Raw genomic sequence first — 26,155 nt, 5'->3', positions numbered from 1 at the left:
GATGCAGCTCCTTACGCGGTGGCGCGTTGCTTGGTTTCCAGTTTCTTGTCGAGCAAGCCTTTTTCGCCCATTTCCTTGTAGACGGCGGCAACCGCGTCTTCGATGGCTTCCAGCGCGTGTTCACCGTTGGGCATGATTCCGGCTTCTTCCAGCATTCCCCACGGCTCGTAGCCGATTTTGGAACACAGCACCACTTCGCAGCCTTTCAGCGCGTTGATGGTTTTTTGCAGCACGCTTTCGCCGTCGCCGCAGGTGTCATCGCCGCTGCAATACAGGTCAGTTTTGCGGTGGCTGATGAAGCGCACGTCGTGGGCATTGGCTTCGTAAATCAGGAATTCACGCGCATGACCGAAGTGCTGGTTGATGATGCCGCCGCCAGAAGTGGCGATTGCCATCAGTACCGGGCGTGTTTCCTTTTTCGGAATGCTTAAGCTGGACAGCGAGATGAAGGTTTCATTCTTCTTCTGATGTTTGGCGGCGAGGGTGGCTTCGATGGCGGCGTGGACTTCGGTGCGTTTGACCATCGCGGCGGCGTAGTCGACATCCACGGCTTCGATTTTGTCCATCGTGAACTCATCGCCACGGTCTTCGCCCAGCATTCCGACCGCATCGGCGCGGCATTGGCGGCAGTGGCGCATCATGTTCATGTCGCCGGAACAGGCATCTTGCAGTTCCTGCAATTCGTCGTGGGTCGGGCCGCGTTGCCCCATCACGCCGTAGAACGTGCCGTGTTCGGCTTCGGCAATCAGCGGCATGACGTTGTGCAGGAATGCGCCTTTGGCTTTGACCGCTTTGCTGACTTCTTCCAGATGCTTGTCGTTGACACCGGGGATCATCACCGAGTTGACCTTGACCAAGATGCCGCGATCGACCAGCATTTGCAGCCCTTTTTGCTGCTGCTTGATGAGGATTTCTGCGCCTTTACGCCCGTACACGCGGCGGTTTTTCCAGAAAATCCACGGGTAAATTTGTGCGCCGATGTCGGGGTCAACGCAGTTGATGGTCATGGTTACGTGGTCGATATTGTGTTTGCACAGTTCGTCGACCAGTTCCGGCAGTGCCAGACCGTTGGTGGAGACGCACAGTTTGATGTCCGGTGCTTTTTCGGTCAGTTGGCGGAAGGTGTCGAAGGTGCGTTCCGGATTGGCAAGCGGGTCGCCGGGGCCTGCGATGCCCAGCACGGTCATTTGCGGGATATTCGCCGCCACGGTCATGACCTTTTTCACCGCCTGATCGGGGGTGAGCAGTTCGGAAACTACGCCGGGGCGCGATTCGTTGGAACAGTCGTATTTGCGGTTGCAATAGTGGCACTGGATGTTGCAGGCCGGGGCAACCGCAACGTGCATCCGGGCGTAATGGTGGTGTGCCTCTTCGGAGTAGCACGGGTGATTATGCACCTTGGCGCGGATGTGTTCCGGCAGGTGGTTCAGTTGATCGTCGTTGCTCCCGCAACCGCTGGAGGCGCAGCCCCCGGCTTCGGGGGCGGTGGTTTGGCTTTGCCCTAAAACAGTCAGTTCCATGCGTATTCTCCGTGACGTAGGGGTTTCGTGAGGGTGTTTGCATGGGTAGTTCAATTTGCGTGCCAAGTGACGATGCTTGGTAATTTTTCTTTTATTTACAGTTGGTTGGGATTTTGTTGTTGGGTGTGCGACAAAGGGGTTTGAGGGGGAATGTCGGGAATGTGATGTAGGGAAGATGACACCGTATAAAACCGAAACTTTAAGGCAAGACGACTGCCTGCCATGAAGCCATCTACCAGCACAGCAAATTCTTTTGCCTGAGCGGAAATCTTCCGGCAAATGCGCCGTCATGGAGACTGAAAAAAAGCGACCCGAAGGTCGCAGAGGAGAGGGAGATACCGGAGGTGGAGTCGGACTTGTCGGTATCAGATTTGTCGCACCTGAATATTGAGTATTTGGATACGGTAGGCAATTTGGCGCGGTGTCATATTCAGCAACCGCGCGGCCTTGGCTTGCACCCAACCCGCTTCTTCCAGAGCCGTAATCACGCGCTCACGTTCGTCCAGATCCGGCGAATCCAGATCAATCTTGGGTGGCTGTTTGACAGTAGTGCTGCTGGTTTCTACCGGGAAATGGCTATCCAACCCCGTCAGGTGGATCACTTGCTGGTCAATATGCCCATCGGTGCTGAGAATTGCGGCACGTTCCATGCAGTTTTCCAGCTCACGCACATTGCCCGGCCAGCCGTGGTGCATCAGCGCACGGATGGCACTGTCGCCAATATCCAGTGGTCGCCCTTGCTTGTTGCTGATTTTATTGACCAGAAAGCGGGCAAGGTCGGGAATGTCTTCTAAGCGTTCGCGCAATGGCGGCATGATGATCGGCATCACGTTGAGGCGGTAATACAAGTCTTCGCGGAACTCGCCCGCCCGCACTTCCTGTTCCAGATTGCGGTTGGTGGCGGCGATGACGCGCACCTCGACCTTGAGAGTGCGCGTACCGCCGACGCGCTCGAACTCGCCTTCCTGCAAGACCCGTAGCAATTTGGCTTGGAACGCGGGGGTGATTTCGCCGATTTCATCCAGAAACAGCGTGCCGCCGTCGGCTTGCTCAAAACGCCCTTTGCGCTGGCTGACCGCGCCAGTAAATGCGCCTTTTTCATGTCCGAATAGTTCGGATTCCAACAAATTGTCCGGCAAAGCGGCGCAGTTGAGTTTGATGAAAGCATTATTAGCGCGGGGTGAATGGTAGTGGATGGCGTTGGCGATCAGCTCTTTACCCGTGCCGGATTCACCGCGAATGAGTACAGTAGTGTTCCACTTGGCAACTTGCCGCGCTTGGTCGAACACGACTTGCATCACGCGGGTGCGTCCGATCAGGTTGGCGAAACCGGATTCGCCTTTGACCTTGCGGCGCAAGGAGTCGCGTTCTTTTTGCAGTTCCTGCTTGTCGCTGGCGACTTCGTTGGCAAGGACTACATTTTGCCCGATCAGGTTGCCAATCATTTCAAGGAAACGGCGGCGTTCGCCCAGCAAATGCAATTCAGCGGGCGGTTGTGCAGCTAATACGCCGACGATTTCATCGCCACGGGCGCGGATCGGCACGGCAATCAGCGGCAACACTGGGTTGTATACGCCGAGTTTGTCGAGGAAACGCGGTTCGTCGGCTAACTTGCGGATAATCAGCGGCTTATCCATTTCAATCGCCAGCCCCATAATGCCTTCGCCTGCACGGTAGCGCACGTTTTCTACGGTAAGTTTGTCGGCACGGTGCAATTCCAGCAGCAGCAAATCGCCGCTATCGCCGTCCAGCAAGCTGACCATGCCGTGTTCGAGCTGGCCTTCTTCGTGCAGTACGCGCAGCACTTCGCGCAAGGTTTCCTTGAGGTTGAGGGAGCGGCTTAACACCTTGCTGACGGCGTAAATACAGGCAAGTTCGTCTTCCAGCAAGTTGAGGGTTTGTTGCAATTGCGCGTTGTCGTGGCTCATTCCATCCCCCCGTTGCTGGCTTTTAGGGGTAGGTTGACGCGGATACGGCAACCGTTGGGGTAATCGGGGTCGATGCTGATACTGCCGTCGTGGTTGTTGACGATTTCTTGCGCCATGCACAAGCCCATGCCGACATTGCCGTTGCCGCGTTTCCAGCCACTGTGGAAGGGTTCAAATACTTTCAGGCGTAGTGCGGGGGGAATGCCGATGCCGTTGTCGGTGATTTCCACGCTAATGCTGTCGTCGTGTAAACGGGTGTGAATGCGCAATTCGCGGTGTACGCGCCCCGCTTCGTGCAGCGCGAGCAGGGCATTGTCGAGCAGGTAGTTGAACATGCGCCGCAAGGAGGCTTCGTTGCCCATGATGGTGGGTAGCACGGGTTCGGGTCGCCAATCGACGACCACGCCTTCCGAGAGCATCCGGTCGGTGGCAATAATGAGCAAGTCTTTGAGCACCTGATTGATGTTGACCAAGGAATACGTGCCGTGTTCGGCTCTGGGGATTGCCATGCGCATGGCGTTGATGGCGCGATAAGACGATTCCAGCACTTGTTGCAGCACCGGGTACAAGGCTTCGGTGGAAGAGGGCGGCATGACCAGAGCGGCTTGGATCACGTTGAGCGGAGTTTCCAGTTGAAAAATCGCGCCTGCCAAAGTTTCGCGGACGCTGCTGGTGAGTTCTTGTTCCGCCATTTGCACTTTGAGGTGTTGGATGCGGGCGCGTTCCAGCTCGGCCTTGCGGGTGGTGATGTCGGTGGCAACCAACAGCAGGTAATGCCCGCCGCTGCTGGTTAGGGCGAAATAGTTTTTGGCGGCATCGTCGAGTTCTTCGACGTGGATGCCGGACAGGGTGAACCAGCATTCGTTGCCATTGGGCGCGTCGAAACGGATTTGCACATCGTGGAAGTTGTCGAAGGTTTCACCGTCAAGCGAGGGCAAGCGATCCTTGAGTGCGTCGAGGAATAGGTGGATGGGTTCGATTGTACCGAATTCGACTTTGAGGTGTTTGTAGGCTTTGTTATCCATCAAGATATTACGATTGCTATCGAGCAATACCACGATGGCCGGAGCGAGATCGAAAATGGTGTCGGAGAGGATTTTTTGGTGTTTGAGTTGCTGTTCGAGGTTATGGATCACCGATATGTCGCGGTGCATTCCGAGAAAGTTGGTGATATTGCGCTGAGCATCCAGCACAGGCGCAACGGTGACTTCGGCGAGGTAGCGGTCGCCCGCTTTGTTGCGGTTAATCAGCGTACCGCGCCATTCTTTGCCGCTTTGGATGGTGCGCCATAACGTGCGGTAAATTTCCAGCGGTGTGGTTTTGCAGGACAGTACCGATTCGTTTTGCCCGCAAATCTCGTCGCGGGAATAGCCGGTTAATTCCTCAAACGCGCTGTTCACGTAGAGGATATTGGCGCGGGTGTCGGTAATGGAAATCGCAACCGGGGCTTGCTCCACGGTTTCAAGGATGGCTTGCAGCGATAAGCCGGGGGTCACATGCTCGAATCCGGCAATGTGCGAGAGGTCGGCGTAGTGTTCGGCGAATGAGGTGCTTGGCTTGTGCATAACGGTTTCCACGGTTGCTGTGTTTATTGCGGTGCAATAGGCGTGCCAGCCCTACAACGCATGGTAAATGGTGGGTATCGCGTTCGCTCCACCCACCCTACGTTGTCGCAAACCCGACAATTCCCCTCCTTTGTCACAAACCCCACCCCGCAAAATCCGCCGCAAACCCAAGCCACGCAAGGCTTGCAGCGGCTGGCACGCTCCCTGCATTGCCTTCCTCACAGATGATTCTCAGGGAATGTGCGATGGAATATTTCATGATCTTGCTCGGTACGGTACTGGTGAACAACGTGGTGTTGGTCAAGTTCCTGGGGCTTTGTCCGTTCATGGGGGTTTCCAAGCAGATTGACTCGGCGATTGGCATGGGCATGGCGACGACGTTTGTGCTGACGCTGGCGTCGGTGGCGGGCTGGATGCTGGAACACTGGGTATTGCAGCCGTTTGATCTGGGTTTCCTGCGGATTTTGTCGTTTATTTTGGTGATTGCGGCGATGGTGCAGTTTACCGAAATGGTGATTAAGAAGGTGTCGCCCGCGCTGTATCAGGTGTTGGGGATTTTCCTGCCGCTGATTACCACCAATTGCGCGGTGCTGGGCGTGGCGCTGCTGAATGTGCAAGAACAGCACAGTTTTCTGCAAACCTTGCTGTATGGGTTTGGGTCGGCGGTGGGGTTTACTTTGGTGCTGGTGATTTTTGCAGGTTTGCGTGAACGGCTGGCGTTGGCGCAAGTGCCAGCGGCGTTTGGCGGGTTGCCGATTGCGTTCATTGTTGCCGGGTTGTTGTCGCTGGCGTTTATGGGTTTTGCGGGGCTGGCGAGCCAATAGGAAAGGGAGAAAGAGCATGACTGCGATTTTGATTCTGATGACCTTGGGGTTGTTGCTGGGCGGGCTGTTAGGGCTGGCAGGACAATATTTCAAGGTGGAAGGCAATCCGTTACAGGAAGAAATTGAGGCGTTGATGCCCGGTTCGCAATGTGGGCAGTGTGGTTTTCCCGGCTGTGCGCCAGCGGCGGAAGCGATTGCCAACGGTGCAGCGCCCGTGACTGCTTGCCCGCCCGGTGGTAAGGCGTTGGCGGAAACACTGGCGGCGAAGCTGGGTGTCAGCATTGATCTTTCCGGCGTGGCGGATAAGGGGCCGATGATTGCGTATGTGCATGAAAACTTGTGCATCGGCTGCACCAAGTGCTTTAAGCGTTGCCCGACGGATGCCATTGTGGGCAGTTCCAAGCAGATTCATGCGGTGTTTGCGGATGCTTGCACCGGCTGTGAGAAGTGCTTTGAGGTTTGCCCAACGGAATGTATTGAGATGCGCCCGCTGACGCATACGGTGCAGACGTGGTATTGGCCGAGTCCGATCATGACAGGAGTTGCAGTATGAAATTATTCAGCATCCGTGGCGGCGTACACCCGCACGATTGCAAGATCCTGAGCGAGGACAAAGCCATCGAAAACCTGCCGATGCCGAGCTTATTGCACATTCCTTTGCAGCAGCACATTGGCGCAGCGGCGAAACCGGCGGTCAAGCGCGGCGATCACGTCCTCAAAGGGCAATTGCTGGCTAACAGCCAAGGAATGATTTCCGCGCCCATCCATGCCCCCACCTCCGGGCGCATCGTCGGGGTCGGGCATTACCCCGCGCACCACGCCTCCGGCCTGTCGGTACACACCATCACCCTGCAACCCGACGGCAAGGATGAGTGGGGCGAACTCAACCCACCCGCTGACCCGTTCGCGCTCGAACCTGCCGAAATCGCCACTCGCGTTGCCGCTGCCGGAATCGTCGGCATGGGCGGCGCAACCTTCCCCTCCGCCGTCAAACTCAACCTGCGTAACCGTTACAAGCTGCACACGCTGGTGATCAACGGCGCGGAATGCGAACCCTACCTGACCTGCGACGACCGCCTGATGCGCGAATATTCCGCGCATACCATCGACGGCATCCGCATCATGGCTTACGCACTGGGGGTGGAAAACATCATCATCGGCATCGAAAACAACAAGCCCGAAGCGCAAGCCGCGATGCGCGAAACCGCCACCGTCTTCCCCAACATCCAGGTCGTCGGCTTACCGATGCGCTACCCGATGGGGTCGGAAAAGCATCTGGTGCAAACCCTCACCGGGCTGGAAACGCCTGCACGCGGCTTGACCGCTGACATTGGCATTGTGGTGCATAACCCGGCAACCGCGCTGGCAGTCCGCGATGCTTTACGAGAAGGTAAACCGTTAGTCTCCCGCGTCGTTACCGTTTCCGGCGGGGCAGTGCGCCAGCCACGCAACCTGCGCGTATTGCTCGGTACAAAAGTGCAGGACGTGATCGACCATTGCGAAGGTTTCAACGTCGAACCTGCCCGCCTGATCAGTGGTGGGCCGATGATGGGCAACCTGCTGCCCGATACCCGCGTACCGCTGGTGAAAGGTTGCAACGGCATCCTCGCCCTCACAGCCAAAGAGGTGTCGGAAAATCAGGAATCGCCCTGCATCCGCTGCGCCAGTTGCGTGCAAGCCTGCCCGTGTGGGTTGTTGCCGCTGGAAATGGCAGCCAATGCCCGCGCTGGCAACCTCGATGCCGTCACCAAACTGGGGCTGATGGATTGCATCGCTTGCGGTTCGTGTTCCTACGTTTGCCCCGCGCACATTCCGCTGGTGCAATATTTCAACTACGCCAAAGGTGAACTCGCCAGCCGCCAACGCGCCAAGCACAAGCAGGACGAAACCAAACGCCTGATTGAACAGCGCAACGAACGCATGGCAGCCCAAGAACGTGCCAAGAAGGAAATGATGGAACGCCGCAAACGCGAAGCCGCAGCCAAAAAAGCTGCCGCAGCGGCGGCTGCTGCCAAAACCGCACAGGAGGCAAGCGCATGAGCCTATTGATTTCCAGCCCACACACCCATTCCGGCAAAAGTGTCCACACCACCATGTTGCTGGTGATGCTGGCACTTGCCCCCGCGACCGTTTTCGGCTTGTACCTGTTCGGTTTGCCTGCCATCAGCCTGTTTTTGATCACCATCCTCGGCTGCGTGCTGGCGGAGGCGATAGCGCTGAAAATCATGGGCAAGCCCGTAGGCAAATACCTTAGCGACGGTTCGGCGATTCTCACCGGCTGGTTGCTGGCAATGAGTTTGCCACCGACTGCGCCCTGGTGGATTGGGCTATTGGGCGCGTTTCTCGCCATCATTATTGGCAAGCAAGTGTTCGGTGGCATCGGGCAAAACCTGTTCAACCCGGCAATGGTAGCGCGGGTGGCGTTGCTGATTTCCTTCCCGCTGGAAATGACCACGTGGGTGACAGTCGATGGGGTTAGCGGTGCGACCCAGCTGGGGCATATCCGTACTGAAACCGGGCAGGGGCATACCTTGACGAGCCTTGCCGACATTTTGCCGAGTGTCAGCGACATGGGGCTGGGAATGATGGGCGGCAGCATGGGCGAAACCTCGTCGGTATTGCTGCTGCTTGGCGGCTTGTTCCTGCTGTGGAAACGCATTATTACTTGGCACATTCCTGTGTCGATAATTGGCACGCTGTTGGTGTTGGCGGGGATCATGCACGCTGTTAACCCTGATGTTTACCCCGGTGTGGAAGTGCATTTGCTGGCGGGGGCTACCTTGTTAGGTGCGTTCTTCATCGCTACTGATCTGGTCACATCCCCTGTGTCTCCGACCGGACAACTGATATTCGGCGTGGGCTGTGGCTTGCTGGTGTACGTGATTCGCACCTGGGCAGGCTACCCGGAAGGCATGGCGTTCGCGGTATTGCTCATGAATGCTGTTACCCCGCTGATTGACCACTATTTCCGCCCACGCATTTACGGGCGTGACCGTAAGGGTGAACCCCTCAACTATGCCAGCGGGGAGAACAAATAATGACGACTGAAGCCAAAACCCCGTTGCTGGAACGCATTCCCTACCAAGCAATCCTGTTGGGTGCGTGTGCCGCGATTGCCGCCGCTTTGCTGTTGGGGGTGGATAACGCCACCCGCGAACCGATTGCGCAGCGCAAGATGGAAGACCTGCAACAATCACTGGCGCAAGTCGTGCCGGATGATTTGCACGATAACAACATCGTCGCCAAACCCTTGCTATTGATGGGCGCAGATGGCAAGGAGGTCAAGGTTTACCAAGGCACTAAAGCAGGCAAAGTCACCGCGCTGGTGTGGGAAACCGTCGGCTTCGGCTACGCGGGCGAAATCCGCACCATCATTGCACTTGACCCGGAAGGCAAAATCCTTGGTACGCGGGTGTTGTCACACAAGGAAACACCGGGGCTGGGTGACAAGATCGAAGCCGCCAAGGCTGACTGGATTACCAAGTTCACCGGGCTTTCCTTGGGCAATCCGCCCGAAGACCAGTGGAAAGTGAAAAAAGACGGCGGGCAATTTGATCAGTTCAGCGGTGCAACCATTACCCCGCGTGCGGTGGTGAAAAGCCTGCACGAAGCATTGCAATTCTTTGAAGCCCACAAGGCGGAAATGCTGGAGGTAAAACCATGAGTACCGATTATGCACGCCTCACCCGTGATGGGTTGTGGGACAACAATGTGGTGTTCGCGCAAGGCTTGGCACTGTGCCCGACGCTGGCTGTGACCAGCACCGCGACCAATGGCTTGGGGATGGGGCTGGCAACCACGGCAGTGTTGGTGGTTTCCAACCTGCTGGTGTCGTCGGTGCGCAATATTGTCAGTCCAGCGGTGCGGATTCCGGTTTACATTGTGCTGATTGCGACACTGGTGACGCTGGTGGATATGGCACTGAATGCGTGGGTGCATGAGCTTTACAAGGTATTGGGCTTGTTCATCGCGCTGATCGTGGTCAACTGTGCGATTTTGGGGCGGGCGGAATCGTATGCATCCAAGAACTCGCTGGTGCCGTCAATGGTGGACGGGCTGATGATGGGGCTGGGGTTCACGCTGGCGTTGGTGATCCTTGGCGGGGTGCGCGAAGTGCTGGGTAGCGGCACGTTGTTTGCCAGTGCATCGCTGTTGCTGGGCAAGGCGTTTTCCTTTATGGAACTGACTATTATCCCCGATTACAAAGGCTTTTTGTTGATGATTTTGCCGCCGGGTGGGTTTATGGCACTGGGTTTCCTGCTGGCGGGGAAACGGGTGTGGGATGGGAGAAAAACATGAACGTAGGAATTGCTTACGCGGATAAGTTCAAGCAAACGTGGTTGAAGCTGGAAGTGCCGGATGGTAGCACCATCAAAGAAGCTCTTGAGTTTTCCGGCTTGCTCAAGCAGTTCCCGGATATTGATCTGGAGAATCAGGCCGTGGGAATTTTTGGCAAGGTCAGCAAGCTGGATACCAAGGTGGAGGATGGTGACCGGGTGGAGATTTACCGCCCGATTACGGCTGACCCGGAGACAGTGGAGCGGCGTGACCGCAATAATGATGACGAATAGTGCAACAAGGAGTAGGTAATGGCGAAGCCAGAGAAACACGTTTTTATTTGTACCCAGCAACGCCCGCAGGGGCATCCGCGCGGTTCGTGCGGGGCAGACCGGGACGCCTTTTCGGTGTATGCCGCATTTAGTATGGAACTGGATCAGCGTGGGCTGTACAACAAGGTGCAGCTCACCTCCACCGGCTGCATGGGGCCGTGTAATCAGGGCGTCAGCGTGCTGGTTTACCTGGAAGGGGTGATGTATCGCGGCATTACGCAGGCGGATATTCCTACGGTAATTGACCAGCATTTGGTGGGTGGTCAGCCGGTAGAAAGTTTGCTGATGCCTGCTGAGCATTGGGGCTAATGTAGGGTGGGTGGAGCGAATGCGATACCCACCATCTTCGGTATACCTTTATGAAACGGTGGGTATCGCGTTCCGCTCCACCCACCCTACGGAGCGACCATGAACGACAGTTTGGCAGATAAAATCAAGGTGGCTGCGCCACAAGCCGTCAGCATTTGTGCGGAACTCAATCGGCAAATCATCAAGCTGGGTTTTCCGCCCGAACGTGCCGAGGTGACGCTAGGTAGCCATGTGCAATACAGCCTGCAACGCGATACGTTTTCGGGGCTGGATTCGCTGCTGGGGGTGTGGATGCACCCCACCAGCGGCTACAAAACGGGTTCGCTGCTGTTCCATGCGGATGGGACGTTCTTTGCCGAATACGACGTGTTGCAACCGCACCCGACCAAGCGCCAGTGGTTTGTGGAGGCGGTGACAGCGTGGGGCAAGGGTGACGACATCAAGGGCGACCCGCGTTTATTGCCTGCGTTGGGGGAGTAGGTCATGCGTGATATGCTGCAATGAAACTCCAGATCGAACGCCCCTACGTCGAAGCTTTAGTCCGCGAATTTCCTGAGCTTGCGCTGCTGCAAGAGCAACTGAAATTCGGCAACAAAGCCGAGTGGCCTTGCCAGCAGCTCTCCGCGCCCCAGCTCGCTTTCCTGCATAGTCTGTACGCAGTGGCGGGGGCTGCCATGCAAGGGCGGGCTGCCCAGCTTGCCACCCTGCAACGCGCCCTGCACGGCGGCGGCAAACGCTATCAGGAAGGCGAACTGGAACGCCTCGTGCCCGACATTACCGAATTCCTGATCCGCGACGGCATCCGGGGCTGGCTGTTCAAGGCCAATAATGCAGGCAAGCCGCTGGCGTTTTTGCTGGCACGGATTGATTTCACTCCACCGGGCGAAGAAGAGACGGGACGCATCCTGCTTGACCTCAAAGCCAACAGCATGGCGAAAGTTGCTACCGTCAACCTGATGATCCGCGAACGCGACATGATTGGGCAAACCATCCCCGAAATGCTCGCCGCCAAAGGCTTCTTCAAGGAAACCCCGGAACTGATCGCCGCTTACGAACACTCCGCCGAACGTTATTTCACGTGGCGTGCCGATTACGGGCGGCAGTTCTCCGGGCGTGGCACAGGCATTGTTGCCGAAGACCCGACTGCCACCCACCGCAATACCGACTGGGCACGCAAAAACGTGGTGGTGCTGTCGTCTGGCGGTGGCTGGGCGCGGCTGGTTAACGACGAAGAAATCATCAAGGAACGGGTGCTGACGCTGGATGCTTCCGGCGACATTCTCGGCAAATACTTGCGCAAGGCGGGGCGCAGCAACAACTACAACAGCAAGGTCGAAAACGCTACCGAAGCCCTGCAAACCGACATTCCACCGGGGCTATTTACCGAATTGCCGGTGCATGGCTACATCCTCGCCTTCCACCTCGAACTGCACCAGCATTTGTGGGTACACGTCGATGACATGCAACCCTATGTGTACCAGCCCGAACTCAAGGACAAGCTGATCCTGCCGCCCGAACAAACCGACCTGATCGACATCCTCACCGCCGAAATGGACGTGCTGATGGACGACATCGTGGAAGGCAAATCCGGCGGCACGACTGTGCTGTGCGCCGGGCCGCCGGGGGTAGGCAAGACCCTGACCGCCGAAGTCTATTCCGAAATCATCAAACGCCCGCTCTACCGGGTGCATTCCGGGCAACTGGGTTTGAACGTGGGGGAAATGGAAACCGCGCTGAAAAACACCCTGACACGGGCGCAACGCTGGGGCGCGGTGATGCTGATCGACGAAGCCGACGTGTACATCAAGCGCCGTCAGGACAATATTGCCGCCAATGCGGTGGTCGGGGTGTTTTTGCGGGTGCTGGAATACTTCAATGGCCTGCTGTTCCTCACCACCAACCGGGTGGACGACATTGACGAAGCCATCATTTCGCGCTGCATTGCCCTGATTAAATACCATCCGCCCGGCCTCGAAGACCGCCGCAAAATCTGGCGCGTGATGACCGAACAATTCGGGCTGGCAATCGACACTGACCTGATCCACCAGCTTGCGGAACTGTTCCCGGATGCCAGCGGGCGCGACATCAAGGGCTTGGCGAAACTGGTTGCCAAATACTGCCACCACAAAGCCGTGCCGCCGACGCTGGCAGTGTTCAAATGCTGTAGCATGTTCCGTGGCTTGGAGCTGACACATGACTGCTGAGTATGTGCGCCAGTGGGTGCTGGAACATCCGCTCTCGCCCGCCCATGTCGATTGCGCCACCGCCGTCATGCTCAAAATCCTCGATGGCAAGTGCAAGATGGATGCGGAGGAAAAGGCCGTCATGGCGTTGCTGTATGACGCGGTGAAAGGCTGCCCTGGAGTGATTTTAGGGACGGATATTCATGCGCTGATCGAAACTGCCCGACATTCCCATGAGGATGACGATATTCGGGAATTTGTGTATGAAAAGCGCGTGTTGGCGGAAACGATTATTTCCCGCCCGGTGATGAAGGGGTTTAAGGGAATGATTCGGGCGGAGGGGGTGTTTGGGTGATGTAAGTTACCTGCCTATTACCTGTTGTAGCCGATATTGGGGTCTTTAGCATTTAGGGCTTTTATGTATTGCTGTTCCATCCGAAGTATGTCACCAACTCTTACGTCTTCTTGGGCATAAAGAATTTCCTTCTGAAGAACATAAGCATCACCCGTCGTCAGGTATGTGCCTAATTCGTGAAGCATGTCAGTTTTAGCCTTACGAGGCGAGCCAAAATATTTGAAAAAATCGAGACGTGCAGTGCAGGCAGTGTCGCTACCGACATAAATTTTCCCATTGGGAAACGTGATTTTGAAAACGCAACCCCATGAAATGACGGTATCTTTATTTGGGCGCATCATCTGGCTTCATGATTTTTCGTACTCCGCAGCATAAATAGTTACCCGTCATGCTATCTCTTCAATTGATTTTGTCCACTGATTTCACCCTGTATAGCCCAGCATATCGGGTGTTACAAATTTCACTTGTCGCAAAACCAACAACGCCCAAGATTAAAGTCATTTGAAAATCAATGCCTTGAGAAATGGCACACACCTTGCAACAGAACCCGGCATTATCGGGTAAATGTTGGAAGAAAAAGTTTGACCATGAGTTATGAATCGCTATTGGCAGAGCAAGTGCCTGAATTGCTGGAGCAAGCCGACCTGGTGGTGCTGGATACCCGCGACCCGCACAGTTTTGCTCAAGGGCATTTGCCGAATGCCAAACCCGCTGACGAGGCGAACATTGCCCGCCTGATCCGGGGCAGGAACAAGGCGCAGCCGGTGCTGGTCTATTGCTACCACGGCAACAGCAGCCGTGACCTGTGCCGCTTGCTGGGTGGTTTCGGTTACACCCAAGTCTACAATCTGGAAGGCGGCTGGCAGGCATGGGTAAGCTTCCGCGATCGTCAGGAAGTGAGCCTGTCAGCCAGCACCGGATGATTTTAGGCTGCACTCTGACAGGGCAAACACCCCGTCGCACTCACGCCAATAGTGCATCTAGCTCCATCTTTCGCGCCCCAACACCAATAAAACCGCCACTTCACACATGGCACAACACTTGCATTGTCTTTTCCATGCGCGAGAGTAATCAGTCACCTTGACCATTGAGCCGCTCGCAGGACAATTTGGCAAATAGGTCGCTAGGGTTCCGGTTGGCAAGCAGTAGCTTGGCGATGCTGGTCCGAGAGCAACCGACCTTCACAGCAAGGTTACACGGCGGGATAAAAGCCCGGGAGGTTATCGTTATGGATACTCTCGCGTGCCGTATTTATCTTGAACCGAAACTGTGGAGATACTCTGATGACTGGTCATTTCCGTAACAAACTCAGCGCCTTGCTGCTCATACCTGCACTCCTGTTCAGCCTCAACGCTCAGGCTGAAGCCAAAGATTCCTTCAAAATTGCCTGGTCGATCTACGCAGGCTGGATGCCGTGGGATTACGCCGACAGTTCCGGCATCATGAAAAAATGGGCGGACAAATACGGCATCAGCGTCGATATTGTGCAAATCAACGATTACGTCGAATCCATCAACCAGTACACCGCTGGCGGTTTTGATGGCTGCGTCATGACCAATATGGATGCGCTGACCATTCCGGCAGCAGGCGGGGTCGATTCCACCGCGCTGATTGTAGGCGACTTTTCCAACGGCAACGACGGGGTAGTCCTCAAGGGCAAAGACAAGAAGCTGGCTGACATCAAGGGGCAGAAAGTCAATCTGGTGGAACTCTCGGTTTCGCACTACCTGCTGGCACGCGGTCTGGAAAAAGTCGGCCTGTCGGAAAAAGACATTACCGTGGTCAATACCTCGGATGCCGATATGGTCGCCACCTTCAGCTCCAGCGATGTGACCTCTGCCGTGACCTGGAATCCGTTGCTGTCTGAAATCACTGCGCTGCCGGATACCAGCAAGGTGTTCGATTCCAGCGAAATTCCCGGCGAAATCATCGACCTGATGGTGGTCAACAGCGATACCCTCAAAGACAACCCCAAACTCGGCAAAGCCCTGGTCGGTGCATGGTATGAAATCATGGGCTTGATGAAACAAGGCGACGAAACCGCCCTGACAGCGATGGCGAAAGCCTCCGGTACGGATTTGGCAGGTTACAAAGCACAACTGGATGCCACCAAAATGTTCTACGCCCCAGCGGATGCGGTGGCTTTCACCGACAGTGCGGAACTGCCCAAAACCATGCAACTGGTCAGCCAGTTTTCGTTTGACCATGGCTTGCTGGGCAGTGGGGCCAAAGATGCCGGTACGGTGGGCATGGCGTTCAGTGGCGACAACATTACCGGCGACAAGGCCAATGTCAAACTGCGCTTTGATAGCACCTACATGAAAATGGCAGCAGACAGTAGCCTGTAAGCGAACGCACAGGGGAACCGTGCCATGAAAAGACTCATTAACCAGCATCCATCCCGCGCCGCCCAGCTTGCGTTGGGGATTTTGCCCTTTGCCTTGCTGTTGCTGGCCTATCTGTGGGCATCGGAACTGCGGCTGGCAGCCAACCCGAACGACAAACTGTTGCCCGCTTTCAGCAGCATTGGCGAAGCCATCTGGAGCATGGCGTTTGAAGCCGACAAGCGCAGCAGCAACTACCTGTTGTGGGTCGATACCCTCGCCAGCTTGCAACGGCTGGGCTTGGGTGTCTTGCTGAGTGCCTTGATGGGGCTGGTGATTGGGGTGGCCAATGGCGCGGTTCCACTGTTTCGGGCAGGGCTTTCGCCGCTGGTGATGGCTCTGTCACTGATTCCGCCGATGGCAATTTTGCCGGTGCTGTTCATTGTGTTCGGCTTGGGGGAAGTCTCCAAGGTGGCGCTGATTACGATTGGTATCGCGCCCTACCTGATCCGGGACATGCAGCAACGGGTGCTGGAATTGCCGGAAGAACAGTTCATCAAGGCGCAAACCCTCGGGGCGAGTAGCTGGCAATTGATCCTGCGGGTGATCTTGCCGCAAGTATTGCCGCGTTTGCTGGATGCGGTGCGCCTGAGTCTGGGTTCGGCGTGGTTGTTCCTGATTGCCGCCGAAGCGATTGCAGCCACCGAAGGTTTGGGCTACCGGATTTTTCTGGTGCGCCGCTACCTGTCGATGGATGTGATTTTGCCCTATGTGCTGTGGATTACCTTGCTGGCCTTCCTCACCGATTACCTGTTGCGGGTGCTGACCCGGCGCAGCTTCCCTTGGTACTACCACGGAGGCAAACCATGAACGTCATCGAAGCCCGCCACTTGTGGAAAGAGTACGGCGACAATGTGGTGCTGGAAAACGTCAGTCTGGCGGTCAAGGCAGGGGAATTCATTACCGTGGTCGGCACGTCCGGCTGTGGCAAAACCACCTTCCTGAAACTGCTGCTGGGGGTAGAAACCGCTACCCGTGGCGACTTGCTGCTGGATGGCAAACCTTTGCCGCATGAACCCAATGCGGATCGCGGTATCGTGTTCCAGCGTTATTCGGTGTTTCCGCATTTGAATGTGCTGGAAAACGTCATGCTGGGGGCAGAACTGGCAGCTTCACCTTTCTGGGGACGCACCTTTGGCAAACGCCGTCGCGCCATCCGTGAGCAAGCAGTGGCGATGCTGGAATCGGTCGGTTTGGGGACAGCTTTGCTCAAATACCCGTCGGAACTGTCCGGTGGGATGCAGCAACGCTTGGCTCTCGCGCAAGCCCTGATTAAAAAGCCACGTATCCTGTTGCTGGATGAGCCGTTCGGCGCACTCGACCCCGGTATCCGTGCCGATATGCACCAGTTGATCCTCTCCATCTGGCGACAGACCGGCCTGACCATTTTCATGATTACCCACGACCTCAAGGAAGGTTTTTACCTCGGCACGCGCCTATGGGTATTCGACAAACGGCGGCACGACCCGCAAGCCCCCAACCGCTTTGGGGCCACCATTACCTACGACATTCCGCTTGGGCATACCGACCGGATGACCTTGCAGACCATCCAACAATCGCTGGGAGCCAACCATGACTGAAACCCCTTCCCCCTCTACCTTGTTGTATGAAGACCGCATCCCCGGCGGCGCACACTGGTCATTACTGCTACGGCAGGGAACCAGCCTGCGCCTGATTGACCTGGAAGGTGGCGCGAATGTCGGCATGTTGTTCTATAACCCGCTGGAAAAGCTGGAACGCTACAATGCCCCCGACACCCTCAAATGCCAGCACACCTTCAAACTGACCCGTGGGCATTGCCTGTATTCCGACATGGGGCGGATTTTCTGCTCCATCGTGGCCGATAGCGTCGGCTGGCACGATACCGTCGGCGGCAACCTGAGTACCGCCGCACTGCAACGCAAATGGGGGGTGAAAACCTATCAGGATTTCCGCAACGACTGGATCATCAGTGGCGAACAAGCCTTTCTGGTGGAACTGGCAAAATACGGCCTCAACCGCCGCGACATGGCAGCCAACCTCAACCTGTTCAGCAAGGTTGCGCCGGATGATGATGGCAACCTGCATTTCGTCCCCGACCACAGCAAGGCAGGCGATAGCGTTGAACTGCGCTTTGAAATGGATACGCTAGTGCTGTTCCACACCTGCCCACACCCATTGAACCCGGCGGCGGAATACCCCAAAAAGCCGATTGCCTACCAGCTACACACGGCTGCCCCGGTCGCCGCAGACGATTACTGCATGAACTTCCGCCCGGAAAACCAGCGCGGATTCCAGAACAACCACATCTACCATTTACAGGGCAAGCACCCGCACGGCTGCTGTTGAGGAGGCACTCATGATCAAGGAAAGTCCATTACAGGCAGCCGCTGCCCGTTACCGCGCAACCGTTCCAGCGGGTGATTACTGGATGCAGGTGGTCAAGGCGGGGCAAACCCTGCGCATTCTCGATCGGGAAGGCAATCAGGCTGCCGATACCCTGTTTTACAACGCGGCTGACCCGTCGGAGCGTTATTCAGCCGTGGATACCATCCGCGAGCAGGGCAATGTGTACCTGACGGCGGGTACGCCTTTGCTGTCGAATCTTGGCAATGTGATGCTGGAAATCACTGCCGATACCTGCGGGCGGCACGATACCCTGGGTGGGGCGTGCGCCACCGAATCCAACACCGTGCGTTACGCGCTGGAAAAAAAGTGTATGCACGCCTGCCGCGATAGCTGGATGCTGGCGGTGGCTTCCCACCCCGAATTCGGCATGAGCAAGCGCGACATTACCCATAATATCAATTTTTTCATGAATGTGCCGGTCACGCCTGACGGGGGTTTGAGCTTTGCCGATGGCATTTCGGATGCGGGCAAATACGTGGAAATGCGGGCGCACATGGACGTGATTGTGCTGATTTCCAACTGCCCGCAGCTCAATAACCCGTGCAATGCCTACAATCCGACCCCGATCGACGTGCTGATCTGGAATTAACCCAGCGGGAAGACTGCCATGTTCAACAAAGTCCTGATTGCCAATCGCGGCGCGATTGCCGTGCGTATTATCCGTACCCTGCGTGCGCTGGGGGTCAAAGCGGTGGCGGTGTATGCCGAAGCCGACCGCGATTCCCTGCATGTTCAATACGCCGACGAAGCCTGGTCACTGGGCGAAGGTTCGGCGGCAGAAACCTATCTGAACCAGCCGCGTTTGCTGGAAATCATCGCTGCCAGTGGCGCACAAGCCGTGCATCCGGGCTACGGTTTCCTCAGCGAAAATACCGCGTTTGCGCAACGCTGCGAAGCCGCAGGCATTGTGTTTCTGGGGCCAACCCCGGCGCAAATGGAAGCGTTTGGTTTGAAACACCGCGCCCGGGAACTGGCCTTGCACAATCAGGTGCCGTTACTGCCGGGTTCGGATTTGCTCGACTCGCTTGACGCTGCCCTTGCCGCCGCCGAAAGCATTGGCTACCCGCTAATGCTGAAATCCACTGCCGGTGGCGGCGGTATCGGGATGCAACGCTGTGACAATGCTGCTGAACTCAGTGCCGCGTATGAATCGGTGCGGCGTTTGGGGGCCAACAATTTCGCCAACAGCGGCGTATTCCTCGAAAAATTCATTACCCACGCCCGCCATATCGAAGTACAAGTGTTCGGCGATGGGCAGGGGCAGGTGTTGGCTCTCGGTGAACGCGACTGTTCCGCGCAACGCCGCAACCAGAAAGTGATCGAAGAAACCCCAGCGCCCAATTTGCCGGATGCGGTGCGCCACGAACTTCAAGCCGTAGCGGTGCGGCTGATGAGTGCCGTGCAATACCGCAGCGCAGGCACGGTGGAATATGTCTACGACCAGCAAACCGCTGCGTTCTATTTTCTGGAGGTGAACACGCGCTTGCAGGTAGAACACGGTGTCACCGAACAGGTGTACGGCGTGGACATTGTGCGCTGGATGCTGGAACTGGGCGCGGGTGAATTCGCGTTCCCGACTGAAGCGTTACGCGCCAATGGGCACGCTATCCAGACCCGTGTGTATGCCGAAGACCCCAACAAGCAATTCCAGCCGTGCGCCGGGTTGCTCAGCCATGTGGCATTCCCGCAGACAGCCGGTTTGCGTATTGACCACTGGATTGAGGCGGGTATGACCGTTTCACCGTTTTTCGACCCGATGCTGGCCAAAATCATCTGCCACGCGCCGGATCGGGCGGCTGCCTGTCAGCAACTGGATGCCGCACTCGCTGCCACCGAGATTTACGGCATTGAAACCAATATCGCCTACGTGCGGCAAGTGCTGGCAACCGACACCTTCCGCGCCGGACACATCACCACCCGTTACCTCAACAGTCTGGCTTGGCAGCCGCACAGCGTGGATGTGCTTGCCCCCGGCACACAAATCAGCGTGCAGGATTATCCGGGGCGGCAAGGGTATTGGGATATTGGCGTGCCACCTTCGGGGCCTTTCGACGCCTGGTCATTCCGTCTCGGCAACCGTTTGCTGGGCAATGCGCAGGAGTGTGCGGGGCTGGAAATTACCTTGAGTGGCCCGACCTTGCGCTTCAACACCGCTACCCGCATGGTGCTAACGGGGGCGCAGATGGAAGCGACGCTGGATGGCGTTGTTATTCCATTCTGGCAAGTCATCACCGTAGCCGCAGGCAGCACCCTGAAGCTGGGCAAGGTGCAAGCCGCTGGCACGCGGGCGTATTTGCTGCTGCAAGGCGGGGTGCAATGCCCGCACTATCTGGGGTCACGCGCCACTTTCACGCTGGGGCAATTTGGCGGACACGCCGGAAGGGTGTTGCGCAGTGGCGATGTGTTGCACCTGCCGACCTTGCCAGTGGTGTTGCCGGAAATTGCAACCTTGCCTGCCAGCCTGTTGCCGGAGATAAGTACTGACTGGGAAATCAAGGTGATCTACGGCCCCCACGGTGCGCCGGATTTTTTCACCGTGCAGGACATCGACACCTTTTTTGCCACCGACTGGGAAGTGCATTACAACTCCAGCCGTACCGGCATCCGCCTGATTGGCCCCAAACCGCAATGGGCGCGTTCCGATGGCGGCGAAGCGGGGATGCACCCGTCCAACCTGCACGATAATGCCTATGCGGTTGGCACGATTGATTTTACTGGCGATATGCCAGTGATTCTGGGGCCGGATGGTCCGTCCCTTGGCGGATTTGTTTGCCCTGCCACGGTGATTACTGCCGAACTGTGGAAACTGGGGCAATTGCGGGCAGGCGACAAAGTGCGGTTTGTGCCAGTGTCGCTGGCGGATGCGGTGGCGTTGGAGCGGGCGCAACAGCAAGCGATTAATGGGTTGCAACCACTGCGTAGGTCGGACTTTAGTCCGACAAGTCGGGCAACGCCTATCCTCAAATCCATTCCACCCACCCAACACCCCGTCGGTATCACCTACCGCCCCTGCGGCGACCACTACCTGCTGGTCGAATACGGCGCAATGGTGCTGGACATTAACCTGCGTTTCCGTGTCCATGCGTTGATGTTGTGGTTGCAGGAACAGCAAATCGAGGGCGTGCGCGAACTCACCCCCGGTATCCGTTCGTTGCAAGTGCATTACGACAGCCAAACCTTGTCTGTGGAGGCGTTGCTGGCATGGCTGGAACGGGCGGAACAAGCCCTGCAAGGCATTGAGGATATGCAAGTGCCTGCCCGCATTGTGTATCTGCCCCTGTCGTGGGATGACATCGCCTGCCGTGAAGCCATTGCCAAATATCAGCAGTCGGTGCGCAAGGATGCGCCCTGGTGTCCGAGCAATATCGAATTCATCCGCCGCATCAATGGGCTGGCGTCGCTTGAGGAGGTCAAGCGGATTGTGTTTGAAGCGAGTTATCTGGTGATGGGCTTGGGCGATGTGTATCTGGGTGCGCCAGTTGCCACGCCGCTTGACCCGCGTCATCGGCTGGTGACGACCAAATACAACCCGGCACGCACCTGGACAGCGGAAAATTCAGTGGGTATCGGCGGCTCTTACCTGTGCGTCTACGGCATGGAAGGCCCCGGTGGCTACCAGTTTGTCGGGCGTACCTTGCAAATGTGGAACCGTTACCGCCAGACCCGCGAGTTTACCCAGCCGTGGTTGCTGCGCTTTTTCGACCAAATCCGTTTCTATGAAGTCAGCCACGAGGAATTGCAGCGTATCCGTCAGGATTTCCCGCAAGGCCGTTACCCGCTGCGCATTGAGGAAACCACCTTCAGCCTGCGTGACTACAATGCCTTGCTGGAGCAAAACCGCGCTGATATTGCTACGTTCACTGCGCACCGGCAGGCGGCGTTTGACACCGAATTGCAGCACTGGATCGACAGCGGGCAATTCCATTTTGAAAGCGAATCGCAAGCTGGAAACGCCGAAGCCGAACGCGAAACCCTCGATGAACACCACACTGCGGTGGATAGCCCGCTGGCCTGTTCCATCTGGCAAGTGCTGGTCGAGCCGGGGATGGCGGTCAAGGCTGGCGATACCCTGCTGATACTGGAGGCGATGAAAATGGAGATCAAACTGGAAGCACCGTGCGATGGCGTGGTGTTATCCCTGCAACGCCAAGCCGGGGCGCAAGTGGCGGCGGGCGAACGTTTACTGGTACTGGAGGTGCAATAATATGGCAATGTCGATACTCAACCTGACGATTCCGGCACTTCAGGCAGCCTATCGCAGCGGCACATTAACGCCTGCGCAATTGCTGGATGAACTGCTGATCCGCTGTGACAGCTATGCTGAGCACCATATCTGGATCACGCGCCTGAGCCGGGAACAGCTTCAGCCTTATCTGGAGGCGCTGGAAGGGCATAGCCCGGATACTTTGCCTTTGTATGGCGTGCCGTTTGCGATCAAGGACAATATCGATCTTGCCGCGATTCCGACCACTGCGGGGTGCGCCGAGTTTGCTTACGTGCCGTCCGAGGATGCGTTTGTGGTGGCGCAATTGCTCAAGGCGGGGGCCATTCCATTGGGGAAAACCAATCTGGATCAGTTTGCTACCGGCTTGGTGGGGGTACGTTCGCCGTGGGGGGCGTGCCGCAACAGTTTCAACCCGAACTACCTGTCTGGTGGGTCGAGTTCCGGTTCGGCGGTGGCAGTAGCGTTGGGGCTGGTAACGTTTGCCTTGGGAACGGATACCGCAGGTTCGGGGCGTGTGCCAGCGGCATTCAACAATATTGTGGGGCTGAAACCCAGCAAGGGTTTGCTGAGTACGCGCGGGGTTGTGCCAGCCTGCCGCAGTCTGGATTGCGTGAGTATTTTTGCCGCCACCACCGATGATGCAGCCCAAGTATTGGCACTGACTGCCCAGTTTGATGCGCAAGATGCCTATGCCCGCCCCAACCCGGATACCAACCGGCGCAATTACGGTATGCCTGCCAAGCCTGCGTTCCGTTTTGCCGTTCCGTTGGCAGAGCAATTGCAATTCTTTGGCAATGCCAGTGCGCAAGCCTGTTTCGCGGCGGCGGTGGAGAAATTGGAGGGTCTGGGCGGCGAATGTCAGCGGCTGGATTTTACCCCTTTTCTGCAAGCGGCAAAGCTGCTGTACGAAGGCCCTTGGGTGGCGGAGCGGCGCATTGCTACCGCAGGCGTTGATCCTGCGGCGATGTTGCCAGTGATCCGCGACATCCTTGCCGGTCAGGTCGAGGCGAAGGCGGAAGATCTGTTTGGGGCGCAATACCAGTTGCAAGCCTATATCCAGCAGGTGACGCCGATTCTGGCGCATTTCGATTGCCTGCTGACACCGACTGCCGGAACGCTGTACACCATTGCTGAGGTCGAAGCCGACCCGATCCGCCTCAATAGCCATCTGGGGTATTACACCAATTTCATGAATTTGCTGGATTGTGCGGCGGTGGCAATGCCTGCGGGCTTTATGGAAAATGGTTTGCCGTTTGGCGTGACCTTGTTTGCGCGGGCGTTTAGCGACAATCGTTTGCTGAGCCTTGCCAACCGTTGGCAGCAAGCCTTGCAACTGCCCTTGGGGGCAACGGGAGTGGCATTGCCCGCTTCAACCGCGCCTGCGGTTGGTGTTGATGACCGGATTGAGGTAGTGGTATGCGGCGCACACTTGCAAGGTTTGCCGCTGAACTGGCAGTTGACCGAGCGCGGTGGCGAGTTGGTGACGAAAACGTACAGCGCGGCCTGTTACCGCCTGTATGCCTTGGCAGGTGGCCCGCCATTCCGCCCCGGCATGGTCAGGGATGAAGCGGATGGCAGGGCGATTGAGGTGGAAATCTGGCGTTTGCCCACCGCGCAATTCGGCTCGTTTGTGGCGGGTATCCCCGCCCCGCTGGGGATAGGCAAGGTGGAACTGGCTGATGGGCGCTGGTACAGCGGGTTTATTTGCGAGCCGTATGCGCTGGCAAGTGCGACCGATATTACGCAATTGGGGGGCTGGCGGGCGTATATGGCGGCTGGCCTTCCAACGAAAAATAGAACAACAGCCCGACCACACTGAACAAGCCCAGCGCAATCGCGGCGTAGATGCTCTTAAACAGCACACTGAACTTGAGCCGCTGCGAATCGCCCATCAAAAACTCGATGGTGCGTGACAAATCAATGTCCAGCACGATGTAACCCAGCAAGACATCGGTAGCAGAACGCACCTCCACCGCCGCCGAAATGCACAAGCTGCGGCTGGCAACCGACAAATACGGTGCAGTGACGATGGTGGCACGGCTGTCTTTGGCTTGTAGAAAATACGGGCGGTGGCTGCGGTCTTTGCCCACGCCGCCTTGCTGATCAGCCAAGGTGTTACCGGGGGCGACATTGTGGCTGAGTTGCTGCCCGCTAGGGTCGAGGGTGTAGGGCAAGTCCACAAACGGGTAACTTTCCATAAGGCAATCAATGGCTTTCTGTTGGCGAGCCTCATCTTGAAACAAGGTTTCGTCGTTGATGCCGCTGAGGATAGACCCCATCAGCTCGTTGATCGAGGCGGTGTGTTGGTGGTAATGCTCGATGATCTGGATGTAACTCATTTCAGACATAGCTTAGCTCCCTTTCTCAGGTTATTTTGTGCAGTTGCAGCAATATCCATGCCATTGCATTGCCGTTATGTTTTATGATACATAACGAAACCATGAATACAGTACCCAACACCTACCACCTGCGCGGACGCTTTTGGATCGAAAGCCCTCAAGGAACCTTCCTCGGTCAAGGCCGTGTTGCCTTGCTGGAACGTATCCGAGAACACGGCTCGATCAGCGCGGCGGCACGCTCCATCGAAATGTCTTACCGCCAAGCATGGGCACTCGTCAACTCAATGAACACGTACAGCCACACGCCGCTGGTCAGCAGTGCCACGGGCGGGAAGGGCGGCGGCGGCGCAAGCCTTACCGAAACGGGCGAAAAAGCCATTGCGCTTTACCATGCAGTCCGCGCTGATTTTGACGCTTTTCTGGCAAAGCGTTCTGAATCCCTGACCCTGTAAAATTTTTTGCTACTCGTTATGTTTTTTTGGGAATAGCGAAATGGTTATGCACTACAACAACATAACGTAGTAAATCCAACAGGATTATGAAATTTGTTAGGTCTGCGACAGATAGTTATTTTATCAAATAATTGAAAATATTGAGATTGTTCTCGTGGCATGGCTTTTGCTATGTAGGATTTGAAAATCGGAAACTTGTGTAACCCGTTATGTGGTAGCAGGTAATAACGGAGGCCGTATGAAAGAAATCACCAAGCAAATGCAACAACTGATGGCAACCCCGTTACGCCACGGGCGACGCTGGGACTATCTGGAATTACTGGAACGCATTGATGCCACCGGCTCAATTTCCGCCGCTTCCAAAGCGATGGGGATGAGCTACAAAGCCGCGTGGGAAGCGGTGCTAATGGTCAACAACCTGTCAGAAGAACCCGTGGTCGAACGGCAAGCGGGTGGACAACACGGCGGCGGCACCAACCTGACCGCTTACGGGCGGCGCATGGTGATGGTTTACCGCCATCTGGAAAAAGAACACGCCCGTATCCTCTCGCAACTGGGGCAGGTGGCGGACAATTTCGAGCAATATTTTCAACTGATAAGGAAATTCGACATGCAAACCAGCAGCCGGAACCAGTTTCTTGGCACTGTCACCAAAGTGACCAACGGGCCGATTAATTCCGAAGTCATCCTCGACATTGGTGGCGGTGACGAACTCGTTGCTGTCATTACCCACAACAGCGTTGACCATCTTGGCCTTGCCCCCGGCGTACAAGCCTACGCACTGGTCAAAGCCCCGTGGGTGATCCTCGCCAAGGACGACGGCAAGATCAAAACCAGCGCCCGCAACAATTTGCGCGGCACGATCGTCAGCTTGCAAGAAGGTGCGGTCAATGCCGAAGTCATCATTGAATTACCCGGTGGCAAAACCGTCACCGCGATTATTACCAACGACAGTGTGCAGGATATGGAACTGAAAGTCGGGGACAAAGCCTGCGCTTTGATCAAGGCATCGCACATTATCATTGCTGTATCCAATTGATAAACAACTGATTTTTCCTCACTAGCAATTGAAG

Annotated in this window: 26 protein-coding genes and 1 riboswitch; of the genes, 21 read left to right on the top strand and 5 right to left on the bottom strand. The window is 56.6% G+C overall.

Annotated features, from left to right (window positions below; genetic code table 11):
• Window positions 1-11: 11 nt before the first annotated feature.
• From nifB to nifL, 3 genes are all read right to left on the bottom strand, one after another.
• Window positions 12-1,520: a nitrogenase cofactor biosynthesis protein NifB gene (gene nifB, locus J9253_RS07410; RefSeq protein ID WP_210223984.1), complete on the bottom strand. Its 1,509-nt coding sequence runs from the start codon at window positions 1,518-1,520 to the stop codon at window positions 12-14.
• Between the two features lie 365 nt (window positions 1,521-1,885).
• On the bottom strand, window positions 1,886-3,448 hold the full coding sequence (gene nifA / locus J9253_RS07405; RefSeq protein ID WP_210223983.1) for a nif-specific transcriptional activator NifA: 1,563 nt from the start codon (window positions 3,446-3,448) through the stop codon (window positions 1,886-1,888).
• Window positions 3,445-5,013 (bottom strand): nitrogen fixation negative regulator NifL, encoded by a 1,569-nt coding sequence (gene nifL / locus J9253_RS07400; protein WP_210223982.1) that lies wholly within the window; start codon window positions 5,011-5,013, stop codon window positions 3,445-3,447. Before nifL ends, nifA begins: the two co-directional genes overlap by 4 nt.
• Window positions 5,014-5,258: 245 nt before the next feature.
• Here nifL and rsxA point away from each other — a divergent pair, with 245 nt between their 5' ends.
• The 11 genes from rsxA (at window position 5,259) to J9253_RS07345 (ending at window position 13,294) form a co-directional block, all read left to right on the top strand.
• Complete coding sequence (gene rsxA, locus J9253_RS07395) at window positions 5,259-5,837, top strand: electron transport complex subunit RsxA (protein WP_210223981.1); 579 nt, start codon at window positions 5,259-5,261, stop codon at window positions 5,835-5,837.
• 16 nt (window positions 5,838-5,853) lie between these two features.
• Complete coding sequence (rsxB, locus tag J9253_RS07390) at window positions 5,854-6,390, top strand: electron transport complex subunit RsxB (protein WP_210223980.1); 537 nt, start codon at window positions 5,854-5,856, stop codon at window positions 6,388-6,390.
• Window positions 6,387-7,877 carry an electron transport complex subunit RsxC gene (rsxC, locus tag J9253_RS07385; RefSeq protein ID WP_210223979.1) on the top strand — a complete coding sequence of 497 codons (1,491 nt, stop codon included), beginning with the start codon at window positions 6,387-6,389 and terminating at the stop codon, window positions 7,875-7,877. Before rsxB ends, rsxC begins: the two co-directional genes overlap by 4 nt.
• Window positions 7,874-8,875, top strand: coding sequence for an RnfABCDGE type electron transport complex subunit D (locus J9253_RS07380; RefSeq protein ID WP_210223978.1), 1,002 nt, complete (start codon window positions 7,874-7,876; stop codon window positions 8,873-8,875). Before rsxC ends, J9253_RS07380 begins: the two co-directional genes overlap by 4 nt.
• Window positions 8,875-9,501, top strand: coding sequence for an electron transport complex subunit RsxG (gene rsxG, locus J9253_RS07375; protein ID WP_210223977.1), 627 nt, complete (start codon window positions 8,875-8,877; stop codon window positions 9,499-9,501). The genes J9253_RS07380 and rsxG overlap by 1 nt, the downstream gene beginning before the upstream one ends.
• Window positions 9,498-10,136, top strand: a complete 639-nt coding sequence (locus J9253_RS07370) for an electron transport complex subunit E (RefSeq protein ID WP_210223976.1) — start codon at window positions 9,498-9,500, stop codon at window positions 10,134-10,136. The genes rsxG and J9253_RS07370 overlap by 4 nt, the downstream gene beginning before the upstream one ends.
• A complete protein-coding gene (locus J9253_RS07365) occupies window positions 10,133-10,408 on the top strand; it encodes an RnfH family protein (protein WP_210223975.1) in 276 nt (91 codons plus the stop codon). The genes J9253_RS07370 and J9253_RS07365 overlap by 4 nt, the downstream gene beginning before the upstream one ends.
• 18 nt (window positions 10,409-10,426) lie before the next feature.
• Window positions 10,427-10,756, top strand: coding sequence for a (2Fe-2S) ferredoxin domain-containing protein (locus J9253_RS07360; protein WP_210223974.1), 330 nt, complete (start codon window positions 10,427-10,429; stop codon window positions 10,754-10,756).
• Window positions 10,757-10,855: 99 nt separating this feature from the next.
• Complete coding sequence (locus tag J9253_RS07355) at window positions 10,856-11,236, top strand: hypothetical protein (RefSeq protein ID WP_210223973.1); 381 nt, start codon at window positions 10,856-10,858, stop codon at window positions 11,234-11,236.
• A gap of 20 nt (window positions 11,237-11,256) precedes the next feature.
• Window positions 11,257-12,960, top strand: coding sequence for an ATP-binding protein (locus J9253_RS07350; RefSeq protein WP_210223972.1), 1,704 nt, complete (start codon window positions 11,257-11,259; stop codon window positions 12,958-12,960).
• The gene (locus J9253_RS07345) at window positions 12,950-13,294 is read left to right on the top strand and encodes a hypothetical protein (RefSeq protein WP_210223971.1); all 345 of its coding nucleotides are present in this window, start codon (window positions 12,950-12,952) and stop codon (window positions 13,292-13,294) included. The genes J9253_RS07350 and J9253_RS07345 overlap by 11 nt, the downstream gene beginning before the upstream one ends.
• Before the next feature lie 17 nt (window positions 13,295-13,311).
• On the opposite strand, the gene J9253_RS07340 is transcribed toward J9253_RS07345, so the two are convergent.
• Window positions 13,312-13,635, bottom strand: a complete 324-nt coding sequence (locus tag J9253_RS07340; protein WP_210223970.1) for a GIY-YIG nuclease family protein — start codon at window positions 13,633-13,635, stop codon at window positions 13,312-13,314.
• Between the two features lie 246 nt (window positions 13,636-13,881).
• On the opposite strand from J9253_RS07340, the gene J9253_RS07335 reads away from it, so the two are divergent.
• The 8 genes from J9253_RS07335 (at window position 13,882) to atzF (ending at window position 24,110) form a co-directional block, all read left to right on the top strand.
• Complete coding sequence (locus J9253_RS07335) at window positions 13,882-14,217, top strand: rhodanese-like domain-containing protein (protein ID WP_210223969.1); 336 nt, start codon at window positions 13,882-13,884, stop codon at window positions 14,215-14,217.
• 189 nt (window positions 14,218-14,406) lie between these two features.
• A riboswitch (guanidine-I (ykkC/yxkD leader) is annotated at window positions 14,407-14,515 on the top strand.
• 62 nt (window positions 14,516-14,577) lie between these two features.
• Window positions 14,578-15,642, top strand: a complete 1,065-nt coding sequence (locus J9253_RS07330) for a putative urea ABC transporter substrate-binding protein (RefSeq protein ID WP_210223968.1) — start codon at window positions 14,578-14,580, stop codon at window positions 15,640-15,642.
• A gap of 24 nt (window positions 15,643-15,666) precedes the next feature.
• Window positions 15,667-16,488: an ABC transporter permease gene (locus J9253_RS07325; protein WP_210223967.1), complete on the top strand. Its 822-nt coding sequence runs from the start codon at window positions 15,667-15,669 to the stop codon at window positions 16,486-16,488.
• On the top strand, window positions 16,485-17,258 hold the full coding sequence (locus J9253_RS07320; protein ID WP_210223966.1) for an ABC transporter ATP-binding protein: 774 nt from the start codon (window positions 16,485-16,487) through the stop codon (window positions 17,256-17,258). The genes J9253_RS07325 and J9253_RS07320 overlap by 4 nt, the downstream gene beginning before the upstream one ends.
• On the top strand, window positions 17,251-18,006 hold the full coding sequence (locus tag J9253_RS07315; protein ID WP_210223965.1) for an urea amidolyase associated protein UAAP1: 756 nt from the start codon (window positions 17,251-17,253) through the stop codon (window positions 18,004-18,006). The genes J9253_RS07320 and J9253_RS07315 overlap by 8 nt, the downstream gene beginning before the upstream one ends.
• 10 nt (window positions 18,007-18,016) lie before the next feature.
• Window positions 18,017-18,655: an urea amidolyase associated protein UAAP2 gene (locus J9253_RS07310; protein ID WP_210223964.1), complete on the top strand. Its 639-nt coding sequence runs from the start codon at window positions 18,017-18,019 to the stop codon at window positions 18,653-18,655.
• 18 nt (window positions 18,656-18,673) lie between these two features.
• Entirely contained in the window at window positions 18,674-22,270 is a 3,597-nt protein-coding gene (uca, locus tag J9253_RS07305) for an urea carboxylase (RefSeq protein WP_210223963.1), read from the top strand.
• Window positions 22,188-24,110, top strand: a complete 1,923-nt coding sequence (gene atzF / locus J9253_RS07300) for an allophanate hydrolase (RefSeq protein WP_228291534.1) — start codon at window positions 22,188-22,190, stop codon at window positions 24,108-24,110. Before uca ends, atzF begins: the two co-directional genes overlap by 83 nt.
• On the opposite strand, the gene J9253_RS07295 is transcribed toward atzF, so the two are convergent.
• Window positions 24,031-24,639, bottom strand: coding sequence for a PDC sensor domain-containing protein (locus J9253_RS07295; protein WP_210223962.1), 609 nt, complete (start codon window positions 24,637-24,639; stop codon window positions 24,031-24,033). The genes atzF and J9253_RS07295 overlap by 80 nt on opposite strands.
• A gap of 92 nt (window positions 24,640-24,731) precedes the next feature.
• On the opposite strand from J9253_RS07295, the gene J9253_RS07290 reads away from it, so the two are divergent.
• Together J9253_RS07290 and J9253_RS07285 are read left to right on the top strand one after the other, a co-directional pair.
• Complete coding sequence (locus J9253_RS07290) at window positions 24,732-25,082, top strand: winged helix-turn-helix domain-containing protein (RefSeq protein ID WP_202717158.1); 351 nt, start codon at window positions 24,732-24,734, stop codon at window positions 25,080-25,082.
• Between the two features lie 238 nt (window positions 25,083-25,320).
• On the top strand, window positions 25,321-26,121 hold the full coding sequence (locus J9253_RS07285; protein WP_228291533.1) for a TOBE domain-containing protein: 801 nt from the start codon (window positions 25,321-25,323) through the stop codon (window positions 26,119-26,121).
• Window positions 26,122-26,155 lie beyond the last annotated feature (34 nt).

The organism is Thiothrix litoralis (genome assembly GCF_017901135.1).
Classification (GTDB): Bacteria; Pseudomonadota; Gammaproteobacteria; order Thiotrichales; family Thiotrichaceae; genus Thiothrix; species Thiothrix litoralis.
Note: the sequence above shows the minus strand (reverse complement) of the source record. Positions and strands in the feature narration are given on the sequence as shown.